Raw genomic sequence first — 17393 nt, 5'->3', positions numbered from 1 at the left:
GATGGACCGCTACGAGTCTCCGGCCTTCGCCCGGCTCTTCCATGCCTACACCGGTTCGCCCCGCAGCATCGGCGGCCAACTGACGCTCGCTTCCGAACGCCGGTACGCCGCCGCGCCGCTGATCGTCGCGACCCACGGCGACCTCGCGCTCTACCCAGGCAACGGCGAGCCGCCGACGATCGAAGGCTTCCGCCTCTCGACCCGTGGCTTCAAGGAGCTCACCGCCGTCTCGCACCTCGGCCCCGCGATCGCCTCACTGGCGAGAGTCAAGGAACTCGACCCGCGCGGCCCATGGCAGGCAGCCGGTGCCGAGCTGCTGGCCGCGACCCGAGAAACGCGGTTGGCCAACTCCCCCGAGCTCTGGCGCGACCTCGTCGGCATCGACAGCTTCGCCGGCCGCGAACCCTCCATCGCCGCGATGGTCGACTACGCCTGCCAGGTCACCGAACGATTCCTCGAGCAGGCGCTGGCCGATCCGTCGTACCTGACCGCCGAGACTGTCCGCCTGGACGCGCTCGAAGGCCCGTCGGACGTCCTGCCGGTTCCGCTCAACCGGATCATGGTCGCGACCTTCTACCTGTTCGGGATGGACCTCGGTCATCGGCTGATCACCTGGTTCGATGGCCTCGGCCTGCCCTGGGAAGACACGATGGTGATCATCGCCGGCCGCCAAGGACGTCCGACCGCCGGTGTGACCAGGGACAGCAACAGTGTCGCCGGCGTGATCAGCGCCGCGTCGCGAGGCCGGTTGCCGGAGGCGAATCTGCTGATCGCACCGCATGCTCCGGTGTTCCCGACGTACGACGGCAGCAACCTGGACGCCGTTTCCGTCCTCGAACCGGAGTACCGGCGACTGTGGTCCGGCGTCCGCGCGACCTGCGAACTCGGCGAGCAGATGTTCACCGGGTACCCACGCTTTGAACCGGCCCGGACCGGACGCCGGCAGGTGCGGCCCGGCACCGAGACCATCAGTGAACTGCCGGCCATCGCCGGCCCGACGGACTGGTTCGCGCTCACCGCGCGGCTCCGGCTCGTCCTCGAGGATCCACGCCAGTTGCTCTCCGGTGCGATCACCGATTTCGCCGCCCGGCAACTAGTTGACAACGGCAACAATCCGGCCCAGCTCTTCGTCCCGGGACTGGACGGCGAACCGTACCCGGTCCGTAGTTTCCAAGGAGAGGCATCATGAGACGTCCAGTCAACCGCCTACGTACCGGCGGCGCGCTCGTCGCGCTGCTCGCCCTGACCACCGCCTGCGGCCTGTCCGCCGAGAAGCCCGCCGATCAGCCGACCAGTACCGAACCGATCGTGATCGGCATGTCCCTCCCGCTCAGCGGCCCGGTCGCCGACCGCGCCAAGCCCGGGATGCAGGGCTACCAGTACTGGGTCGACGAGCTGAACGCCGGTGGCGGGCTGCTCGGCCGCAAGGTCGAACTCAAGGTGCTCGACGACAGCTTCGACCAGCAGACCGCCATCTCCGACTACACCCGGCTGATCGCCCAGGAGAAGGTGGATCTGCTCCTCGGCACGTTCTCCTCCGACCTCAACGTGGCGGTCGCCCCGGTCGCGGAACGCTACAAGTATGTGTACGTCCAGCCCTCCGGTGGCGCTGACGAGATCTTCGCGCGCGACTTCAAGTACCTGTTCTTCGCCCAGCCTGCCACCACCCAGAAGCTTCCCGACCGGTTCGTCGAGCTGATCGCCGGTCTCCCGGCCGCTCAGCGTCCGAAGACGCTGGCGCTGGTCCAGCTCGACGACCCGAACACCACGCAGGCGGCGAAGCTTTTCGGTGAGCGGCTCGGTGCCCTGGGTGTGAAGACCGTCTACAACAAGACCTACGCGCCGGATACGTCGAACTTCGACACCATCGCGAATGCGATCAAGCAGGCGAAACCGGACCTGGTGATCAACGGCTCCATCGCCGGTGACGGGATCTCGCTGATCCGCTCGTTCCAGAAGGTCAACTTCTCCCCCGCGCAGTTCTACCAGCTGAACACCCCGACCGATCCGGCCTTCGCCAAGTCGATCGGCGCGGCCAGCACCGAGGGCATCTTCACGTATCTGGCGTGGAGCCCGGAGGCGAAATACCCGACCAACGCCGGGTTCGTGTCCGGCTACACGAAACAGTTCAAGGCTGCGCCGAGCGAGGACGCCGCGAACTCCTATACAGCCGGGCAGGTCCTTGCCACAGCTGTGAAAGCTGTCGGCAAGCTGGATCAGACCGCGATCGCGGACTGGCTGCACAAGAACAGCGTCGACACGATCGTCGGACCGCTGAACTGGGACGCGACGGGCCGCCCGCAGGGCGACATGCTGCTCGGGCAGTTCCAGGGCGGCAAGCTCCAGATCGTCAGCCCCAAGTCGGCCGCCACCTCCGCCGACGTACTGTTCACCAAACCCGCGTGGAGCGGCTCATGACGCTCCTCCTGCAGACCGTCATCCTCGGCCTCCTGGTGGGCGGCGTATACGCGTTGATGTCCTCCGGCTTCAGCCTCGTCTTCGGCGTGATGCGGATCATCAACCTCGCCCACGGCGCGATGATCGTGCTGGCGGCCTTCCTCTCCTGGTGGGTGTGGGACCGCACGGGGATCGATCCGCTCGTGGTCGGCGTCGTCATCACCCCGGTGATGTACGTCGTCGGCCGGGTCCTCTACCGCCTGGTGATCGCCCGGGTACACCGGATCGACCACGAGCTCGCGATGGTGGCGTCGTTCGGAGTCGCCGTCCTCGCGGGCGGGGTGATGTCACTGATCTGGGGTACCGAGGTCCGATCCGCTACGCCCGGATACTTCAACACGTCGTACCAGCTCGGTTCGGTGGTGGTGCCACGCGCCCAGCTGTACGCGTTCGCCGGAGCGCTCGCCATCCTCGGCGCGCTCTACGCGCTGCTCCGCGGTACCTTCCTCGGCCGCGCGATCCGGGCCTGCTCGGAGAACCGCGACAGCGCCGCGCTCGTCGGCATCGAGGTCGAGCGGACGATGGCGCAGATGTTCGCGATCGGCGCGGCCACCACCGGGTTCGGTGGCGCGGCGCTGTCCGTGATCTACCAGTTCGTTCCGGATTCGCACTACGTCTGGATCGGGCGGATCCTCTGCGTCGTCATCCTCGGTGGTCTCGGCAGCCTGCTCGGCGCCGCACTCGGAGCATCGATCCTCGGGCTCGGCGAGGCGCTCACCTCGTCGTACATCGACACGCGCTGGGCGACGGCGGTCCCGTACATCCTGATCATCGTGATCCTGCTGGTCCGGCCCCAGGGTCTGCTCGGTGGGCGGCTTCGCGCCGACGGAGCGCAAGCATGAGCGCCGAGGCTGTCATTCCGGAGGAGCGCCCGCGCCGGATGCCCCGGCGGTGGTTGATTGCCCTCGGCATCTTGTTCGTCGTGGCGATCCCGTTCCTGACTCCGAGCTCCTACATCCACAACGTGCTGATCCTGACCTTCCTGCTCGGCGTCCTCGGCTCCGGCTGGAACGTGATGTCCGGCCTCACCGGCTACGTGAGTCTCGGCCACAGCGCCTTCATCGGCGTCGGCGCCTACACGGCCGGCATCCTGGCGGGTCAATGGGACGTCTCGCCGTTCCTCGTCGCGCCGCTCGGCGGTGTCGCCGCGGCTCTGGTCGCGTTGGCGCTCAGCTGGGTCACCCGCCGTACCAGGGGTGTCGCGTTCGTGATCGTCTCGTACGCGATGCTCGAGCTGCTCGGGCTGATCGTCCGGAACTGGTCGTCGCTGACCGGCGGTAGCCAAGGACTGCTGATGCCGCTGCCCGACTGGGATGTGCGGTTCCACAACTGGCCGTTCTACTACGCGTTGCTCGCGCTCCTGCTGCTCAGCGTGGCGATGACGAGCGCGATCCGGCGGTCGAAGTTCGGGCTCGGCCTGGTCGCGATCCGGGACGACGAGGACAAGGCCGCCGGCATCGGGGTACCGACGCCGATCTACAAGAGCCTCGCGTTCATGGCGTCAGCTGTTCTGGTGGGTGTCGCCGGAGCGGTCTACGGCTACTACGTCAGCTTCCTCACCGTCAGCACCATGTTCGACATCGTGCTGAGCCTCCAGGTGGTGCTCGCCGTCCTGCTCGGCGGTCGTTCGACCGTCTGGGGTCCAGTTCTGGGCGCATTCATCATCGTGCCACTTGCCGAGGTGACGAATACGTCCATGGGTGGAGTGAATGCCGGCGCGCTGCGCCTCGTCATGTTCGGCGGCCTGCTGCTGATCGTCACCCTGGCTCTGCCACGCGGCATCATCCCGTCAGTCGGCCGCTACCTTGAACGCCGTACCAGTAGCCGCACGGGTGCACGACTCGCCAGTACGGCGTTGCCTGCGGCGCCGGTGAGCGAGCGCACGGTTGCCCCCGGCACCGACCTCTTACGGGTCGAGGGTGTGACCGTGCGGTTCGGAGGTGTCAAGGCGCTCGACGGCGCTTCCCTCGTCGTACCGGCGGGGTCGATCACGGCGCTGATCGGACCCAACGGTTCGGGCAAGACCACGCTGTTCAACGTCATCGACGGCACCTACGAACCTGCTGCCGGTGACGTCGTACTGAACGGGAAGTCGCTGGCGAAGCTCGACCGGACCGGCCGCGCGTTTGCCGGAATCGGCCGGACCTACCAGCTCCCACGACTCTTCGAGAGCCTCACCGTGCTGGAGAATGTTGCCGCGGTCAACGCTCGCTTCGAACCGCGCCGCCTGGTGCACTCAGCGGTCTCTGGTTCCGAAGCAGCTAGGGCGACCGAGTTGCTCGAGTTCGTCGGACTCGGCGAGTACGTCGACGCGGCGGCGACCGACCTCTCCTACGGGCAGCGCAAGTTGGTCGAACTCGCTCAGCTGCTGATGCTGGACCCGGCCGTCATCCTGCTCGACGAACCCGCGGCCGGGATCAACCCGACACTGCTGCAGCGGCTGGCCGAGCTGATCCGTTCGCTGAACGCGACCGGCCGCACCTTCATCATCGTCGAGCACGACATGCAGTTCGTCCTCGCGCTGGCGGATCAGACCACGGTCCTCGCCCACGGCAAGGTGATTGCCTCCGGTGACCCGACCGCGGTCAGCACCGATCCCGCCGTACTGGAGGCCTATCTGGGTGACGATTTCGTCCTCGAACCGACGACAGGACCGCGACCATGATCGAATTCGCGAATGTGCGCGCCGGCTACGGTGGCGGAGATGTTCTGCAGGGTGTCACGCTGACAGTCGAGCGTGCCGGCATCACCTGTGTGGTCGGGCCGAACGGCGCCGGCAAGTCGACCCTGCTGCGTGTCCTGAGCGGGCTGCTGCGGCCAAGCGCCGGAACGATTCTGCTGGACGGTAAGCCTGTCCACACCTTGTCACCTGCCGAGGTGCTGGCGGCCGGAGTGGCTCAGGTTCCACAGCAGGGCGGCCTGTTCGGCAATCTCACGGTGCGCGACAACATGCTGCTCGGCGGCTACCTGATCCGCAGCGATCGCAGTCGGCTGAAGAAGCGGCTCGACGAGCTGGCCGAGGCCTTCCCGGTGATCACTACCCGAGCACACGACAAGGCCGCCGACCTGTCCGGTGGGCAGCGGCGGATCGTCGAGTTCGCCCGGGCCCTCGTCACGAACCCTTCCGTGGTGCTGCTGGACGAGCCGACGCTCGGACTCGATCCGAAGACCTGTGAGGTGGTCTTCGAGAGCACCCGGACCATGAACGACCTCGGCGTCACGGTCCTGATGGTCGAACAGAACGTCCGGTTCGGGCTCAAGCTCGCCCATCACGGCGTGGTGATGGAACGCGGTCAGGTCCTGCTCGCCGAACCGGCCGACACACTGCTCGCCCGCCCCGACATGGCCGCGCTGTTCTTCGGCGCGGCTCCGGAGACCAGCCATAACGGAGGCGGTCGATGAACAGATTCGTCCAGCAGACCAATGCCGGCAACGACTTCCTCGGTCGGCTCCGGGACGGCCGGCCGACGCTCATGCTGGGCATCCGCGGCGCCCGTACGACGGATATCGCCCGGATCGCGCACTCCACCGGCCACCACGCGATCCTGGTCGACCTCGAACACTCGACGATGCCCGTGGACGTCGCAGCCGGCATCTGTGCTGTCGCGGCCGACCTCGGCGTCATGCCCCTCGTCCGGACACCTGAACGCGAGTACGGCGCGATCGGCCGACTGCTCGACGGCGGAGCCCTCGGGGTGGTGGCACCCCGGATCGAGACTGTCGAGGAGGCGAAGACGGTCGTCCGGGCGTGCCGCTTTCCTCCACGTGGACAGCGTTCCCAGCTTGCAAGCGTTCCCGCGCTCGGAATGCGTCCGACCCCGGCCGGGGTACTCAACCCCACGCTGGACGCGGCAACCGTCGTACAGATCCTGGTCGAGACGCCGTTGGGGATCACGAATGCGGACGCGATCGCATCCCTGGACGGCGTCGACATGATCTCCCTCGGCGCCAACGATCTGACCGCTGAGCTCGGAATCGCCGGGCAGTACGACCATCCGCTGGTCCGCGAGGCGGTCGCCACGGTGGCGAAAGCCTGCGCCAACCACGGAAAGCTTTTCATGCTCGGCGGAGTCGCCGATCCGGTCCTGTACGCGTCACTCGCTCAGCTCGGCGTCTGCCCGCTCGTCGTGACCGGGATGGATACCGACCTCCTCTACTCGGCCGTGCAGTCCCGCGCCGAGTCAGTCCTTCGATCGCTCACCGAGGTGCCCGCGTGATGGCTCCGCTCCAGACCCTGCCCATGCGTCCGGCCGCGTCCAACACCGCGCCCACCTTCGAGCTGCCGGCCGGCAGCTGCGACGCACACTTTCACGTCTTCGAACCCGGCTACCCCCATGTACCGGATCCGCTCTACACCTTCCCCGACGCCACGTTGGAGCAGTATCTGGAAGTGACCGACTTCCTCGGCATCGACCGGATGGTGATCGTCCAGCCAACCTTCTACGCCACCGACAACAGCCTCGCCCTCGAGGTCCTGCGCCGCGCCGGCTCCCGGTGCCGCGCCGTCGTCCGCATCGAAGAGGAGATCAGCGACGCCGAACTCGACCGGTACGACGCTCTCGGCGTCCGCGCCATCCGCCTCGACCTGTTCGCGCGGGCCGAGCAGCCGACCGACGAGATCATCGCCTACGTCCGCCGGATGGCCTTGCGAACCGCGCCCCGGGGCTGGCATCTGCAGTTCTACACACCGGGCTGGGTCGTTCGGGACCTGCTGCCATTCCTCGCCGACTTCGACCAGCCCTACGTCATCGACCACATGGGCTACATGAAGGAAGAAGACGGCCTCACCCCCGCCGACGCCGACCGGCTGCTCACGGTCCTCCGCGACAACGGCAACTGCTGGATCAAACTCTCCGGCCCCTACCGCATCGCGAAGGACAAGCCGCTCAGCTCGGTTCAGGAGCTCGGCGCCGCCCTCGTCAGCACCCGCCCCGACCGCCTGCTCTGGGGCTCGGACTGGCCGCACCTCCCGAACGGGCAGCGCGACACCGGCGAACTCCTCAATCTCTTGCCCACCTGGGCACCGGACGCCGAGGATCGCCGCCTGATCCTTTCCGGAGCCGCCGATCTGCTTTTCTTCGCCCACTGACGGAACGAACCAAACCTGCGCGGACCGCGTCTCACCCGGCATTACCGAGTAACGAGGGCTCGGTGATTTTCGGGGTGTCGTGAAATTCTGGGGGAATTTCGATGAGCGCGGTACTGACGCATGTCCAATTACCGGCCGAACTGCCGGCCGCACGGCGGATGCTCAAGCATCCACGGGCGATGCAGAGCCATCGGCTGACGTTGTTCGTCCTGCTGACCAATGCAGTGATCTTCGGGATCGGGTTGGGGAACAACTGGTGGAGTTCGGTCGTCCACGTGGCCCTGATCGCTCAGCTCAATTTCGCACTCGGAATTCTGGTGCGGCAGCAGTTCTTCGTGAATGCGCTCTGCAAGCTGGTCATGCGGGTACCGAAGTCGTGGCCGCTCAAGCTGCGCTGGGCAGTTGCCAAGGGCTACCACCTGGGCGGGCTACACGTCGGTGGTGCAATCTGCGGGACGTTGTGGTTCTGGGCGTTGACGGTGGTCGCGATCGGCCAGGTCGGTGCCGGGCTGCAGCTGACGTACTGCCTGCAGTCGCTGCTCCTGCTCGCGATCGTGATGACGTCACGGCCGAAGTTCCGCGCCGCACACCATGACTTGTTCGAGCGCATGCACCGGTTCGGGGGCTGGACACTGTCCTTGCTGTTCTGGATCAGCGCGATCCAGCTCGGCAGCCCGTCGACCATCATCGTGCTGACCATCACCACCATCAGCTCGCTGTCGCCCTGGCTGCTGCTGCGGCGAATCCCGATCGACGTCATTCGGCCGTCGTCCCATGTCGCCCTGGTCAGCAGCAACCGCTACCACCCGATGGCTGGCTCGACGCGGTCGATCGCCCGGCACCCGCTGAAGCAGTGGCACAGCTTCGCGGTGATCCCGACGCCGGGCGCGCCGGGATTCCGGATGGCGATCTCCCGCGCCGGCGACTGGACGAGTGACTTCATCGACAACCCGCCGTCCCACATCTGGGTCCGCGGCATCGCGACCGCCGGGATGGCGAACTACGGCAGCGTCTTCAACCGTGTCGTGTACGTCGTCACCGGGAGCGGGATCGGTCCGGTCCTGGCGCACATCCTGGCCGCTCGGGTTCCCATGCAGCTGGTCTGGGTGACGCGCAACCCCGTGAAAACGTACGGGCAGGCGCTCGTCGACGAGATCCTGGCAGCGCAGCCGGATGCGATCATCTGGGACACGGATGCGAATGGCAAACCGGACATGGTGAAGCTGGCCTACTCGGCGTACGAGTCCACCAACGCCGAAGCCGTCATCTGCGTCTCCAACCGCAAACTCACCTGGCAGGTCGTGCACGGTATGGAACGCCTCGGCATCCCCGCCCTCGGCCCCATCTGGGACTCCTGACCCTAACGTCCGAAGACACGCCGGCGCCCGTCGGCGGTTCTTCGGACGTTGCGCATCACTTCAGTCCTGAGTGCGCCAGCCCTTCGACGAACTGACGCTGGGCGAGCACGAAGACGACCAGCATCGGCAGGACGGTCATCGTCGCGGCGGCGAGCTGGGTGTTCCACATCTGGCCGTCGTACGCATCTGTGAATCGCGTCAGCGCTTGTGGCAGCGTGAACAACGGCGCACCGCGGATCTACCGCGGCCTCTCCCCGCAGACCGTCCACGGCATCCACCGGCTGTCCGGTTGCCGCTGAGGTCAGTGCGCGATCAGCGTGCCGACGCGGTCGTACTCATCGGGAGTCCCTTCCCAGACCGCTGCGCACCCCGCGGTGCCGCATTCGCAGGCGAAGGGAAAGTGCGGCAGCTCGGCCAACCCTATGTCCGCCTGCCACAGCCGCCCCTGTCTGCAAGCAGCCAGGTTCTCGTACTGCCGCTGTCGCCGGAGCTCGGTGCCAGGGGCGAGCCGGGGTGCTGCGCCCAGCGCGTCCTCGACCGCGCGGACGACATCCGGCCAAACAGGGTCGGCCGGCACCTCGACGACAGTCCGTCCGTGATCCCTCGCCTCCTGCCGGATCCGCTCGGCCAGTACGGCGTCGCGGCCGAGCAGCGCTTCGAGCCGTGCCCGGCCGGCCGGATCCGGAGTCCGGTTCAGCCGCTGCTGGCGGGCTCGTCGGGTCTGCTCGGCGTCCGGCGCCAGCCAGACCGCCGCCGGCACCGCGCCGGCCATGGACGGGAAGAGTTGCGGCCCCTCGACCAGCGCGGGAACCTCGCCGAGCGAACGCGCTCGCACGTCAGCGACGACGAGCTCGACGCGCAGCCGGGCGATCCGCACAAAAGAGTCGGTCGCGGACGCCGGTCCGCGAGCCAGCTGAACCTCCAAAGGCTCCGGCGCCGGCATTCGATCGAGGTGCGCGTACGTCCACAGGTCGATCGGATGCAACGGCAGGTCGCCACGGCGAGCAAGATCGCGCGCAATCGTCGACTTCCCGGCGCCTGGTGCGCCACCGATCCACACCATCGCAGGCCAGTCCATGCCGCCCATCCTGCCATCCTGTGGCTAAGGTGAAAGTGACATCACTTTCAGCTGGAGGCCCGATGGGCATGTCCAAGGCGGACCGCACCGCCGAGGAGTTCAAGGAGGCGGCCCGGCGGGTCTTCGCGGGCCAGGGGTATGCCGCGACGAAGATCACCGACATCACCGCGGAGGCGGGGCGGGCGACCGGTGGGATCTACCGGTATTTCCCCTCCAAGGCCGCGGTGCTGAAGGCGCTGGCGGACGACTTCCTCGCCGCTCGGCATGCGCGGGTGGCGCATGCTTCCGGCAGCGGGCACACCATGACGACCGAGAGGGACGTCCGTGACCACGTGCAGGCGTACTGGCGCTCGTACCGGGAGCATCTGGCCGAGATGGTCGCGATCTCCGACGCGGCCGCCTCGGACCCCGAGTTCGCCGAGGTCCATCGGCAGATCCGCGCCGGCGATGTGGCGATCTGGCGGACCCACATCAAGGAGCTGCGCGCCGAGCTCGGCCTGTCCGTGGCCGAGTCGGCGGCGCTGGCCCAGATGGTGGTCAGCCTGCTGGAGAGCTACTGCTACGCCACCTTTCATCCATCCGTCGGCACCTCCCGCGGCAGTGTGAACACGCTGGCCGGGTTCGTGTACAGCGGGATCACCAACTGAACGGTCGCGAGTAGTCGATCCAGGTCCCCGCGGCCGGCTGCTCGCCCGGACCCGGCTTCTTGTAGTCGCAGACACCAGCTGGGAAGGCTTGCCGCAGCTTGGCACGATCCGCGGCTGTGAATGCGACCTTGTAGTCGGCGAAGTCCAGCGGCTTCAGCGCACACTTCAGCTTGCTGACGCCGGCATCCGAACCCGCCGCGATCCGCGGGTTGGCCGCCACCGGGTACGTCGTTCCGCACGTGCCGGCCGGCGGGTAGTTCAGCGGCTGGTCGACCCGCTGGGTGGCTGACACGTAGCAGCCGTCGTTCAGGTCGGCGGGCTTGTTCGCGATCACCTTCGCCTGCGCACTGCGCTTCGAGGTGTCGGTGGTGATCGCCGCCAGCCAGCGGTCCATCGCGTTCAGCTCGTACCTCGACGCCGCGGCCGACTGGGCCGGGTCGAGCGAGGACATGATGATCACCTGGTTGGCCGCCGTACCGTTGGCCTTGAGCAACCGGGCGCGGGTGACGAACGAGACCTCGGCCGTGTGGATGTCGATGCCGAAGCCGGCCCGATCGGCGTACGAGCGCTGGTCGATGATCGGCGTCGAGCGGAGGCCCTGTCCCCCACTGAGCTGAAGGTCGGACCGGTACGCCGCTCGCAGCGCGCCCGGATCCGCGACCGCCCGCTGGGCGACGAGCTGCCCGGCGGCGTCGACGCCACCGACGTTGGCATTCAGATCCGCGAACTCGGCCGGGGTGATGACACCGGTCTGCAGGGCGTGCAGGCCGTACTGGATGCCGACGTTGTCGCGGACCGAGCGCGCCAGTCCGGTCTTCGGGTCGCGGCCCAGCTGTGTGACCCACTGTTCGGCCGACATGCACTTGATGCCGGTCGGGTTCAGGACGGGATCCCAGAACGCGGTCGGCGGAATCGGGGCACCCGGTGCGCGATTGCAGCTACCGGTCGGGGTCATCTTCGGTCCGAAGCCGGCCTGCCAGGACAGGCACGGGCTGCTGCTGACGAACCCAGTGATGGCAGTCTTCTGCGCTTCTGTCAGCGAACTGCCCGCGAAGTACTTGTTCAACACGCTGCAATCCGCCGCGGATGTGAATGCGCTGAACATATCCGGGAAGGAAACACCCGGCACGATGCCGTCCAGGATCCCCGGGTAGGCATCCGCGATCTCGTGCTGGTTCACACTGCCGCCCGAACCGCCCCAGCCGATCGTGTAGCGGGTCGGCCCGAAGGTCTCGATGAAGTGCTCCTTGACCATCATCGCGGCCTCGCCGGAGATCACCGTGCTGCAGTTCGTCTCCGGCACGTTCAGCGTCGACGAGGCAACGGCGTACCCCTGGGACAGGAACAAGTCGTTCAGCACGTTGCCGGTCTGGTTCCCCTGATGGAACCCGGCATTACACCCACCGCCGAAGGTGTAGACGAGTTTCTGGTTCCAGTTCTGCTGCGACCGCACCGGCGACGGATCGGTGCCGTCGTACAGAGCTGCGAACTGATACACAGCTCTGTCGATCGTTCCGGTCTCGAGCCGCACGATGTAGGGCACCGTCCGGCCGTCGAGAACGGTCGTCGCGAGATCTGCGGGCCGGGTGGCGGGATCCGCCAGCGCGATGAAGGCGCCGGCCGAGGTCCGGTAGCGGTACGTCACCTTGGTCGGTGCCTCACACAGCGGCTGGGCCGCCGGGGCGAGCCCGAACGCGGTCGTCTCGCAGTAGAACGGGACCTGCTGTGGTCCCGAGAAGATCGGTCCGGACAGCGGGTACGACGTCACCCGCAGCGATGTACCACCCGCCGTCAGCACGTTGGCGCCGGTCCGCAAACCCGTCACCAGGCCGAGTAGCGATCTGTCGGGCTGGACGGTGAAGGCCGGCGTCACGTCGCGGCCGTTCAGCTTCACCTTCGCCGCCGGGCTGACCTTGACCAGGACGTCGCCACCGCTGACGTACTCCGGTTTGGTGTTCGAGAGCACGGTCAGTTCGACCAGGCCCGGCCGCGGGGCCGCTGACGCGGGTGCGGCGACCGTGGCGACCAGCACAGCGGTCAGCAGTGTTCTCAGCAGCGGGGCCGCACGTAGTGAATTTGAACTCATTTTCACGTACCTTAGGCAGACACCATCCCTTGCACAATCCTCTCCAGATGGAGATAGCGTGCCGCCGATCCCCTGTGCGAGAGTCGCGACGTGAGTACCGAGCGTGCTGCCGAAGAGGTCGCCGAGCGGCTCACTGCGCTCGACGAGCTGCTCCGCGAGCGCCACGGGCTGCTGACGGTGATGGACCGGATCGTCGCCCTGCACGGCACCGCCCGGATGATCCGCAGCGAAACCGGAGCCGACTCCGGGTTCGTCGCCGATCTCGAGGCTCCGGACCAGGCCGTCGTCCGCTGGATGTCCGGGACGCGGACCAACCAGCTCCAGAACCTCGTCGTACCGGTCGGCCAAGGCATCGGCGGCCGGGTCCTCGCGTCCGGGTCCGCCGTCCGGGTCGGTGACTACATCAGCTCGTCGGCGATCACGCACCACTTCGACGTCCAGGTCCGGCACGAGGGCATCGGCGGGATGGTCGCCGTACCGGTGATCGGGCGCGACGGCCGGACCATCGCGATCGCGTACGCCGCCATGCGTCAAGCAACGTCGTTCGGGGACGTCGCCGTCGGCAAGATGCTCGACATCGCCGACCAGGCCTCGACCGCGCTCCGGATCGCCGATGCGGTCGAGGCGACCAAGTCCGACGCGGTCGCCGCCGAGCGGCAACGGGTTCAGAGCGCCTTACACGACTCTGTCGGTGCGCTGCTTTTCCTGATCGGCGTTCAGGTACGTGACCTGCATCAGTCGGTGCAAGACAATCCGCCCCTGGTCGACCGGTTGCGCCGGCTGGAATCCGACGTCTCCGCGGCATCGGCAGCTCTCCGTGAATCCCTGCTGGTGATGGCGGACACCGCACCGGAACGCGCTCTCGCGGTCGAGATCACGGAGTACACGCGTTCCTTCGAGGCACGAACCGGCGTACCGGCCCGGTTCGTCGAGCTGGCCACGGTCGCTGCGCTGGATGCGGAACGAACCGCCCTGCTGGTGGCCGTGGTCCGCGAAGGCCTGCTGAACATCGAGAAGCACGCGAACCCGCACTCGGTGATCGTCAGTCTGGGGACCGCTGACGGTGGCGGCGTGCATCTGGTCGTCGCCGACGACAGCACCGAGGACGGGCCGGACAGCCCGAGCAGCGGCCTCGGCGTCAAGTCGCTGTCGGAGCGCGCCGTCCGGCTGGGTGGTCAGGTCAGTCTGATCCGCGACGAGGACGGCGGCTGTACCTTGTGCTGCTGGCTTCCCCAATGACCGCGACCGTGTTCGTCGTCGACGACCATCCCGTCGTTCGGGACGGGGTCACGCTGCTGCTGCGCTCGGACCCCGCGCTGACGGTTGTCGGGTCAGCCGAGTCCGGCCGGGCCGCGGTCGAATGCATCGCCCACCTGCTACCTGACGTCGTACTGCTGGATCTGCGGCTGCCCGACATGCTGGCGCCCGAGGTGATCCGCGAGCTTCGGAAGGTCCATCCCAGCCTGAAGATCGCGATCTTCACCGCCCACGCCGACCATCACTGCATCAGCGAATCGCTGGATGCCGGCGCCGACGCCGCGTTGATCAAGGACCTCGCCGGAACCGACCTGCTGGCCGCTTTGCGCCAGGTGCTGCGAGGTGAGCAGGTCATCGATCCGAGGATCCAGCCGCACCCCGCGCAACGTTCCGATGCACTGGCCCGCAGTGGTCTGACCCGCCGCGAGTACGAAGTGCTCCGGTACGCCGCGCAGGGCCTGACCAACCCCGAGATCGCTGAAGCCACCGGCCTGACCCGCAACACGGTGAAGACATATCTCCAGTCAGCACTGCACAAACTCGGCGCTCGCAACCGCGTCGAGGCGATCGTGAAGGCCAGCGAAGCCGGGTTGCTCTAGGCAACCGTCTCACCGGGCCAGGTCGGCCTTCCGCACCTTCCCGGACGCTGTCCGCGGAAGCCGCTCAAGGAAGTCGAAATGCACCGGCACCTTGTACTTGGCCAGCCGCCCGAGCAGGTACGCACGCAACTCCTCCGCCGTCACCGCACCCTCCGGTACGACGAACGCGCGGCCGACCTCACCCCATTTCGGATCCGGTACGCCGATCACCGCGACCTCCGCAACAGCCGGGTGCGCGAAGAGAGCGTTCTCCACCTCGGCCGGGTACACGTTCTCGCCGCCGGAGATGTACATGTCCTTCTGCCGGCCGACGATCCGATAGTGGCCGTCGGCATCGACCGTGGCGATGTCACCGGTCCGGAACCAGCCGTCCGCGGTGAAGGACGCCGCGGTGGCATCAGGATCCTCCCAATAGCCGGGCGTCACGTTCGGACCGCGTACCTGCACCTCGCCCGGGCCGCCCTCAGGACCGTCGATCCGGACGTCGGCGAAGAACACCGGCACCCCCGCCGAACCCACCTTGTCAAGGCTCTCCCGCGCCTCGAGGAAGGTCACCCCAGGCGCGGTCTCCGTCATCCCGTAGCCCTGACAGAAGGTGAGACCGCGCCGCTGATAGGTACGGACGAGCTCCTCGGGAACGGCCGCTCCCCCACACATCAGGCTTCGCAGTGACGACAGGTCGGCCGTTTTCCATTGCGGTGCCGCGGACAGGCCGGCGTACATGGTTGTGACACCGAACATCCACGTGACGCGATGTCGCTCGATCAGGTCGTAGACCCCGTCGACGTCCCAGCCGGGTGTGATGAGCGCGCAGCCGCCCTTGATCAGGGTCGGCAGCAACGTCTGGGCCAACGCGGCGATGTGGAACAACGGTGCGGAGATCAAGGTGACCTCATCGGCCGCGACATCAACGCCGACGAGGAGATTGACCGTGTTCCAGGTCAGGTTGGCGTGGGTCAACTGAGCACCCTTGGGCCGCCCCGTCGTACCGGAGGTGTAGACGATGAGTGCGACGTCGTCCGCCGCGACGTCCACCTCGACCGGCACCTCCTTGCCCTCGGCAACCCATTCCTCGTACGACGCTTCGCCCGGCTGAGGTTCGTCCAGCGCGACCACGAATTTCGGGGGCACTGGCAACGCATGCACGGCCTCGGCACACTGCGGCGCGTAGACGAGCACCGTGGCGCTGGAATCGGCGAGGATCTGAGCGATCTCCGGCGCCGTCAACCGGAAGTTGAGCGGCACGAAGACACCGCCGGCGGTCAAGGTGGCGAAGAGCGTTTCGACGAACGCCGGGTGGTTGGGCCCCAGGTAGGCGACCCGGTCGCCGGTGGACAGCCCGGCCGCGAGCAGCCGGGACGCCAGCCTGGTGATCCGACCGGCCAGCTGCGCATAGGTGGTCGGCCGGTCCTCGAAGATCAGGGCGGTGCGCTCCGGCGACATCAGCGCGCGGCGGGCGGCCCAGCCGCCGATTCCCTCGTTGCGCATGCTCGTCTCCTATTCGGCGTTCACCGGTTCGGCCGTCCGGCTCTCGACCAAGCTTCGCCGGTTGGTCTCCTGCAGCGCCAGCACACACCCGGCCGAGAGCAGACAGAAGGCCGCGATCGTCCACGCGATGGCGCTGGTTGCCGGGCCGCCGGACGCCCGCTGGATCTCGGCGAACAGGACCGGCGCGATCCCGGCTCCGAGCCCGGCCAACTGGTACCCCAAGGATGCACCGGTGTACCGCGATTCGGTGGCGAACAGCTCGGTGTAGAGCGCGGCGAGCGGCCCGTACATCATCGGGTGCAGCACGCCTTGGCCGATGACGAGCGCTACCACCAGTAGCGCCGTACTGCCGTTCTCGACCAGCGGGAACAAGGCGAAGGCGTAGAGCGCAGTCGCGACCGCTCCAGCCACGACCACCGGGCGGCGACCCAACCGGTCGGAGACCGCCGACCAGCCGATGATGCCCACGATCGCGCAAGCCGACGAGACTGTGAGGGCGTTCAGGACTTCTTGCCGGGTGTGACCCACGCGAACGCCGTACGCAAGGACGAACGTTGTCAGCGTGGCCTGTACGACGAACGCGGCCAACCCGACGCCGACACTCAGCGCGAGGGTCCGGGGCTGGTTGCGGAGCACCGTGACCAGCGGGATCCGGCGCCGCGGCGGGGCCGCGGCCTGGGCGGCGAGGAATGCCGGGGTCTCCTCGACCCGCGACCGCACGAACAGCCCGATCGCGAGCAGGACGATGCTGAGCAGGAACGGGATCCGCCAGCCCCAGTCGAGAAAGGCAGCGTCGCCGGTGAGTGCGGCCGTGGTCGTCATCGCTATGGTCGACACGACCATCCCACTTGGCGCGCCGGCGTTGGTGAAACTCGCCCACAGCCCACGGCGGGAGGTCGCGTGCTCGGCCGACATCAGCACCGCGCCGCCCCATTCGCCGCCGACCGAGATCCCTTGCAGGACGCGGAGCAGGATCAGCCCGACGGGCGCGGCGGCGCCGATCTGCTGGTAGCCGGGGAGCACCCCGATCAGGAAGCTGGACAGGCCCATCATCGTCATCGTGAGCACGAGCATGCGTTTGCGGCCGAGCCGGTCGCCGAAATGCCCGAACAGGATGCCGCCGAGTGGCCGGGCGAGGTAGCCGGTGGCGAAGGTGCCGAAGCTGGCGACCGTCGCGAGGGCCGGGTCGAGGTCGGAGAAGAAGACCTTGCTGAAGACCACGGCGGACGCGGTGGCGTAGAGGAGGAAGTCGTAGTACTCGATGAGGCTGCCCAGGTAGCTCGAGGCGACTGCTCGCCGGAGCTGAGTCTTCTGGTGCGGAGCTGATGGCATGG

At 67.5% G+C, this 17393-nt stretch carries 16 protein-coding genes; 11 read left to right on the top strand and 5 right to left on the bottom strand.

Going from position 1 to position 17393, the window contains the following annotated elements:
• The first annotated feature begins 1 nt into the window (after nucleotide 1).
• The 8 genes from ACFVWG_RS36875 (at nucleotide 2) to ACFVWG_RS36840 (ending at nucleotide 8904) form a co-directional block, all read left to right on the top strand.
• Nucleotides 2-1189, top strand: a complete 1188-nt coding sequence (locus ACFVWG_RS36875) for a DUF5624 domain-containing protein (RefSeq protein WP_391548129.1) — start codon at nucleotides 2-4, stop codon at nucleotides 1187-1189.
• Nucleotides 1186-2418, top strand: a complete 1233-nt coding sequence (locus ACFVWG_RS36870; protein WP_391548128.1) for an amino acid ABC transporter substrate-binding protein — start codon at nucleotides 1186-1188, stop codon at nucleotides 2416-2418. Before ACFVWG_RS36875 ends, ACFVWG_RS36870 begins: the two co-directional genes overlap by 4 nt.
• Nucleotides 2415-3299, top strand: coding sequence for a branched-chain amino acid ABC transporter permease (locus tag ACFVWG_RS36865; protein WP_391548127.1), 885 nt, complete (start codon nucleotides 2415-2417; stop codon nucleotides 3297-3299). Before ACFVWG_RS36870 ends, ACFVWG_RS36865 begins: the two co-directional genes overlap by 4 nt.
• On the top strand, nucleotides 3296-5122 hold the full coding sequence (locus ACFVWG_RS36860) for an ATP-binding cassette domain-containing protein (protein ID WP_391548126.1): 1827 nt from the start codon (nucleotides 3296-3298) through the stop codon (nucleotides 5120-5122). Before ACFVWG_RS36865 ends, ACFVWG_RS36860 begins: the two co-directional genes overlap by 4 nt.
• The gene (locus ACFVWG_RS36855) at nucleotides 5119-5859 is read left to right on the top strand and encodes an ABC transporter ATP-binding protein (protein WP_391548125.1); all 741 of its coding nucleotides are present in this window, start codon (nucleotides 5119-5121) and stop codon (nucleotides 5857-5859) included. The genes ACFVWG_RS36860 and ACFVWG_RS36855 overlap by 4 nt, the downstream gene beginning before the upstream one ends.
• The gene (locus ACFVWG_RS36850; protein WP_391548124.1) at nucleotides 5856-6674 is read left to right on the top strand and encodes an HpcH/HpaI aldolase/citrate lyase family protein; all 819 of its coding nucleotides are present in this window, start codon (nucleotides 5856-5858) and stop codon (nucleotides 6672-6674) included. The genes ACFVWG_RS36855 and ACFVWG_RS36850 overlap by 4 nt, the downstream gene beginning before the upstream one ends.
• Nucleotides 6674-7546: an amidohydrolase family protein gene (locus tag ACFVWG_RS36845; protein ID WP_391548123.1), complete on the top strand. Its 873-nt coding sequence runs from the start codon at nucleotides 6674-6676 to the stop codon at nucleotides 7544-7546. The genes ACFVWG_RS36850 and ACFVWG_RS36845 overlap by 1 nt, the downstream gene beginning before the upstream one ends.
• 101 nt (nucleotides 7547-7647) lie before the next feature.
• A complete protein-coding gene (locus ACFVWG_RS36840; RefSeq protein WP_391548122.1) occupies nucleotides 7648-8904 on the top strand; it encodes a hypothetical protein in 1257 nt (418 codons plus the stop codon).
• 55 nt (nucleotides 8905-8959) lie between these two features.
• Here ACFVWG_RS36840 and ACFVWG_RS36835 read toward each other — a convergent pair whose 3' ends face one another.
• Nucleotides 8960-9127 (bottom strand): hypothetical protein, encoded by a 168-nt coding sequence (locus tag ACFVWG_RS36835; protein ID WP_391548121.1) that lies wholly within the window; start codon nucleotides 9125-9127, stop codon nucleotides 8960-8962.
• Nucleotides 9128-9205: 78 nt separating this feature from the next.
• Complete coding sequence (locus ACFVWG_RS36830; RefSeq protein WP_391548120.1) at nucleotides 9206-9982, bottom strand: hypothetical protein; 777 nt, start codon at nucleotides 9980-9982, stop codon at nucleotides 9206-9208.
• Between the two features lie 62 nt (nucleotides 9983-10044).
• Here ACFVWG_RS36830 and ACFVWG_RS36825 point away from each other — a divergent pair, with 62 nt between their 5' ends.
• On the top strand, nucleotides 10045-10629 hold the full coding sequence (locus ACFVWG_RS36825; protein ID WP_391548119.1) for a TetR/AcrR family transcriptional regulator: 585 nt from the start codon (nucleotides 10045-10047) through the stop codon (nucleotides 10627-10629).
• On the opposite strand, the gene ACFVWG_RS36820 is transcribed toward ACFVWG_RS36825, so the two are convergent.
• Nucleotides 10619-12715 (bottom strand): DUF6351 family protein, encoded by a 2097-nt coding sequence (locus tag ACFVWG_RS36820; protein WP_391548118.1) that lies wholly within the window; start codon nucleotides 12713-12715, stop codon nucleotides 10619-10621. The genes ACFVWG_RS36825 and ACFVWG_RS36820 overlap by 11 nt on opposite strands.
• A gap of 90 nt (nucleotides 12716-12805) precedes the next feature.
• On the opposite strand from ACFVWG_RS36820, the gene ACFVWG_RS36815 reads away from it, so the two are divergent.
• Nucleotides 12806-13954 (top strand): GAF domain-containing protein, encoded by a 1149-nt coding sequence (locus tag ACFVWG_RS36815; RefSeq protein WP_391548117.1) that lies wholly within the window; start codon nucleotides 12806-12808, stop codon nucleotides 13952-13954.
• On the top strand, nucleotides 13951-14571 hold the full coding sequence (locus ACFVWG_RS36810) for a response regulator (RefSeq protein ID WP_391548116.1): 621 nt from the start codon (nucleotides 13951-13953) through the stop codon (nucleotides 14569-14571). Before ACFVWG_RS36815 ends, ACFVWG_RS36810 begins: the two co-directional genes overlap by 4 nt.
• Before the next feature lie 9 nt (nucleotides 14572-14580).
• On the opposite strand, the gene ACFVWG_RS36805 is transcribed toward ACFVWG_RS36810, so the two are convergent.
• Together ACFVWG_RS36805 and ACFVWG_RS36800 are read right to left on the bottom strand one after the other, a co-directional pair.
• The gene (locus ACFVWG_RS36805; protein WP_391548115.1) at nucleotides 14581-16059 is read right to left on the bottom strand and encodes a long-chain fatty acid--CoA ligase; all 1479 of its coding nucleotides are present in this window, start codon (nucleotides 16057-16059) and stop codon (nucleotides 14581-14583) included.
• A 9-nt stretch (nucleotides 16060-16068) separates the two neighbouring features.
• Complete coding sequence (locus ACFVWG_RS36800; protein ID WP_391548114.1) at nucleotides 16069-17391, bottom strand: MFS transporter; 1323 nt, start codon at nucleotides 17389-17391, stop codon at nucleotides 16069-16071.
• Nucleotides 17392-17393 lie beyond the last annotated feature (2 nt).

It is taken from the genome of Kribbella sp. NPDC058245, from assembly GCF_042882005.1.
Taxonomy (GTDB): Bacteria; Actinomycetota; Actinomycetes; order Propionibacteriales; family Kribbellaceae; genus Kribbella.
This window is presented reverse-complemented; position numbering and strand designations above follow the sequence as displayed.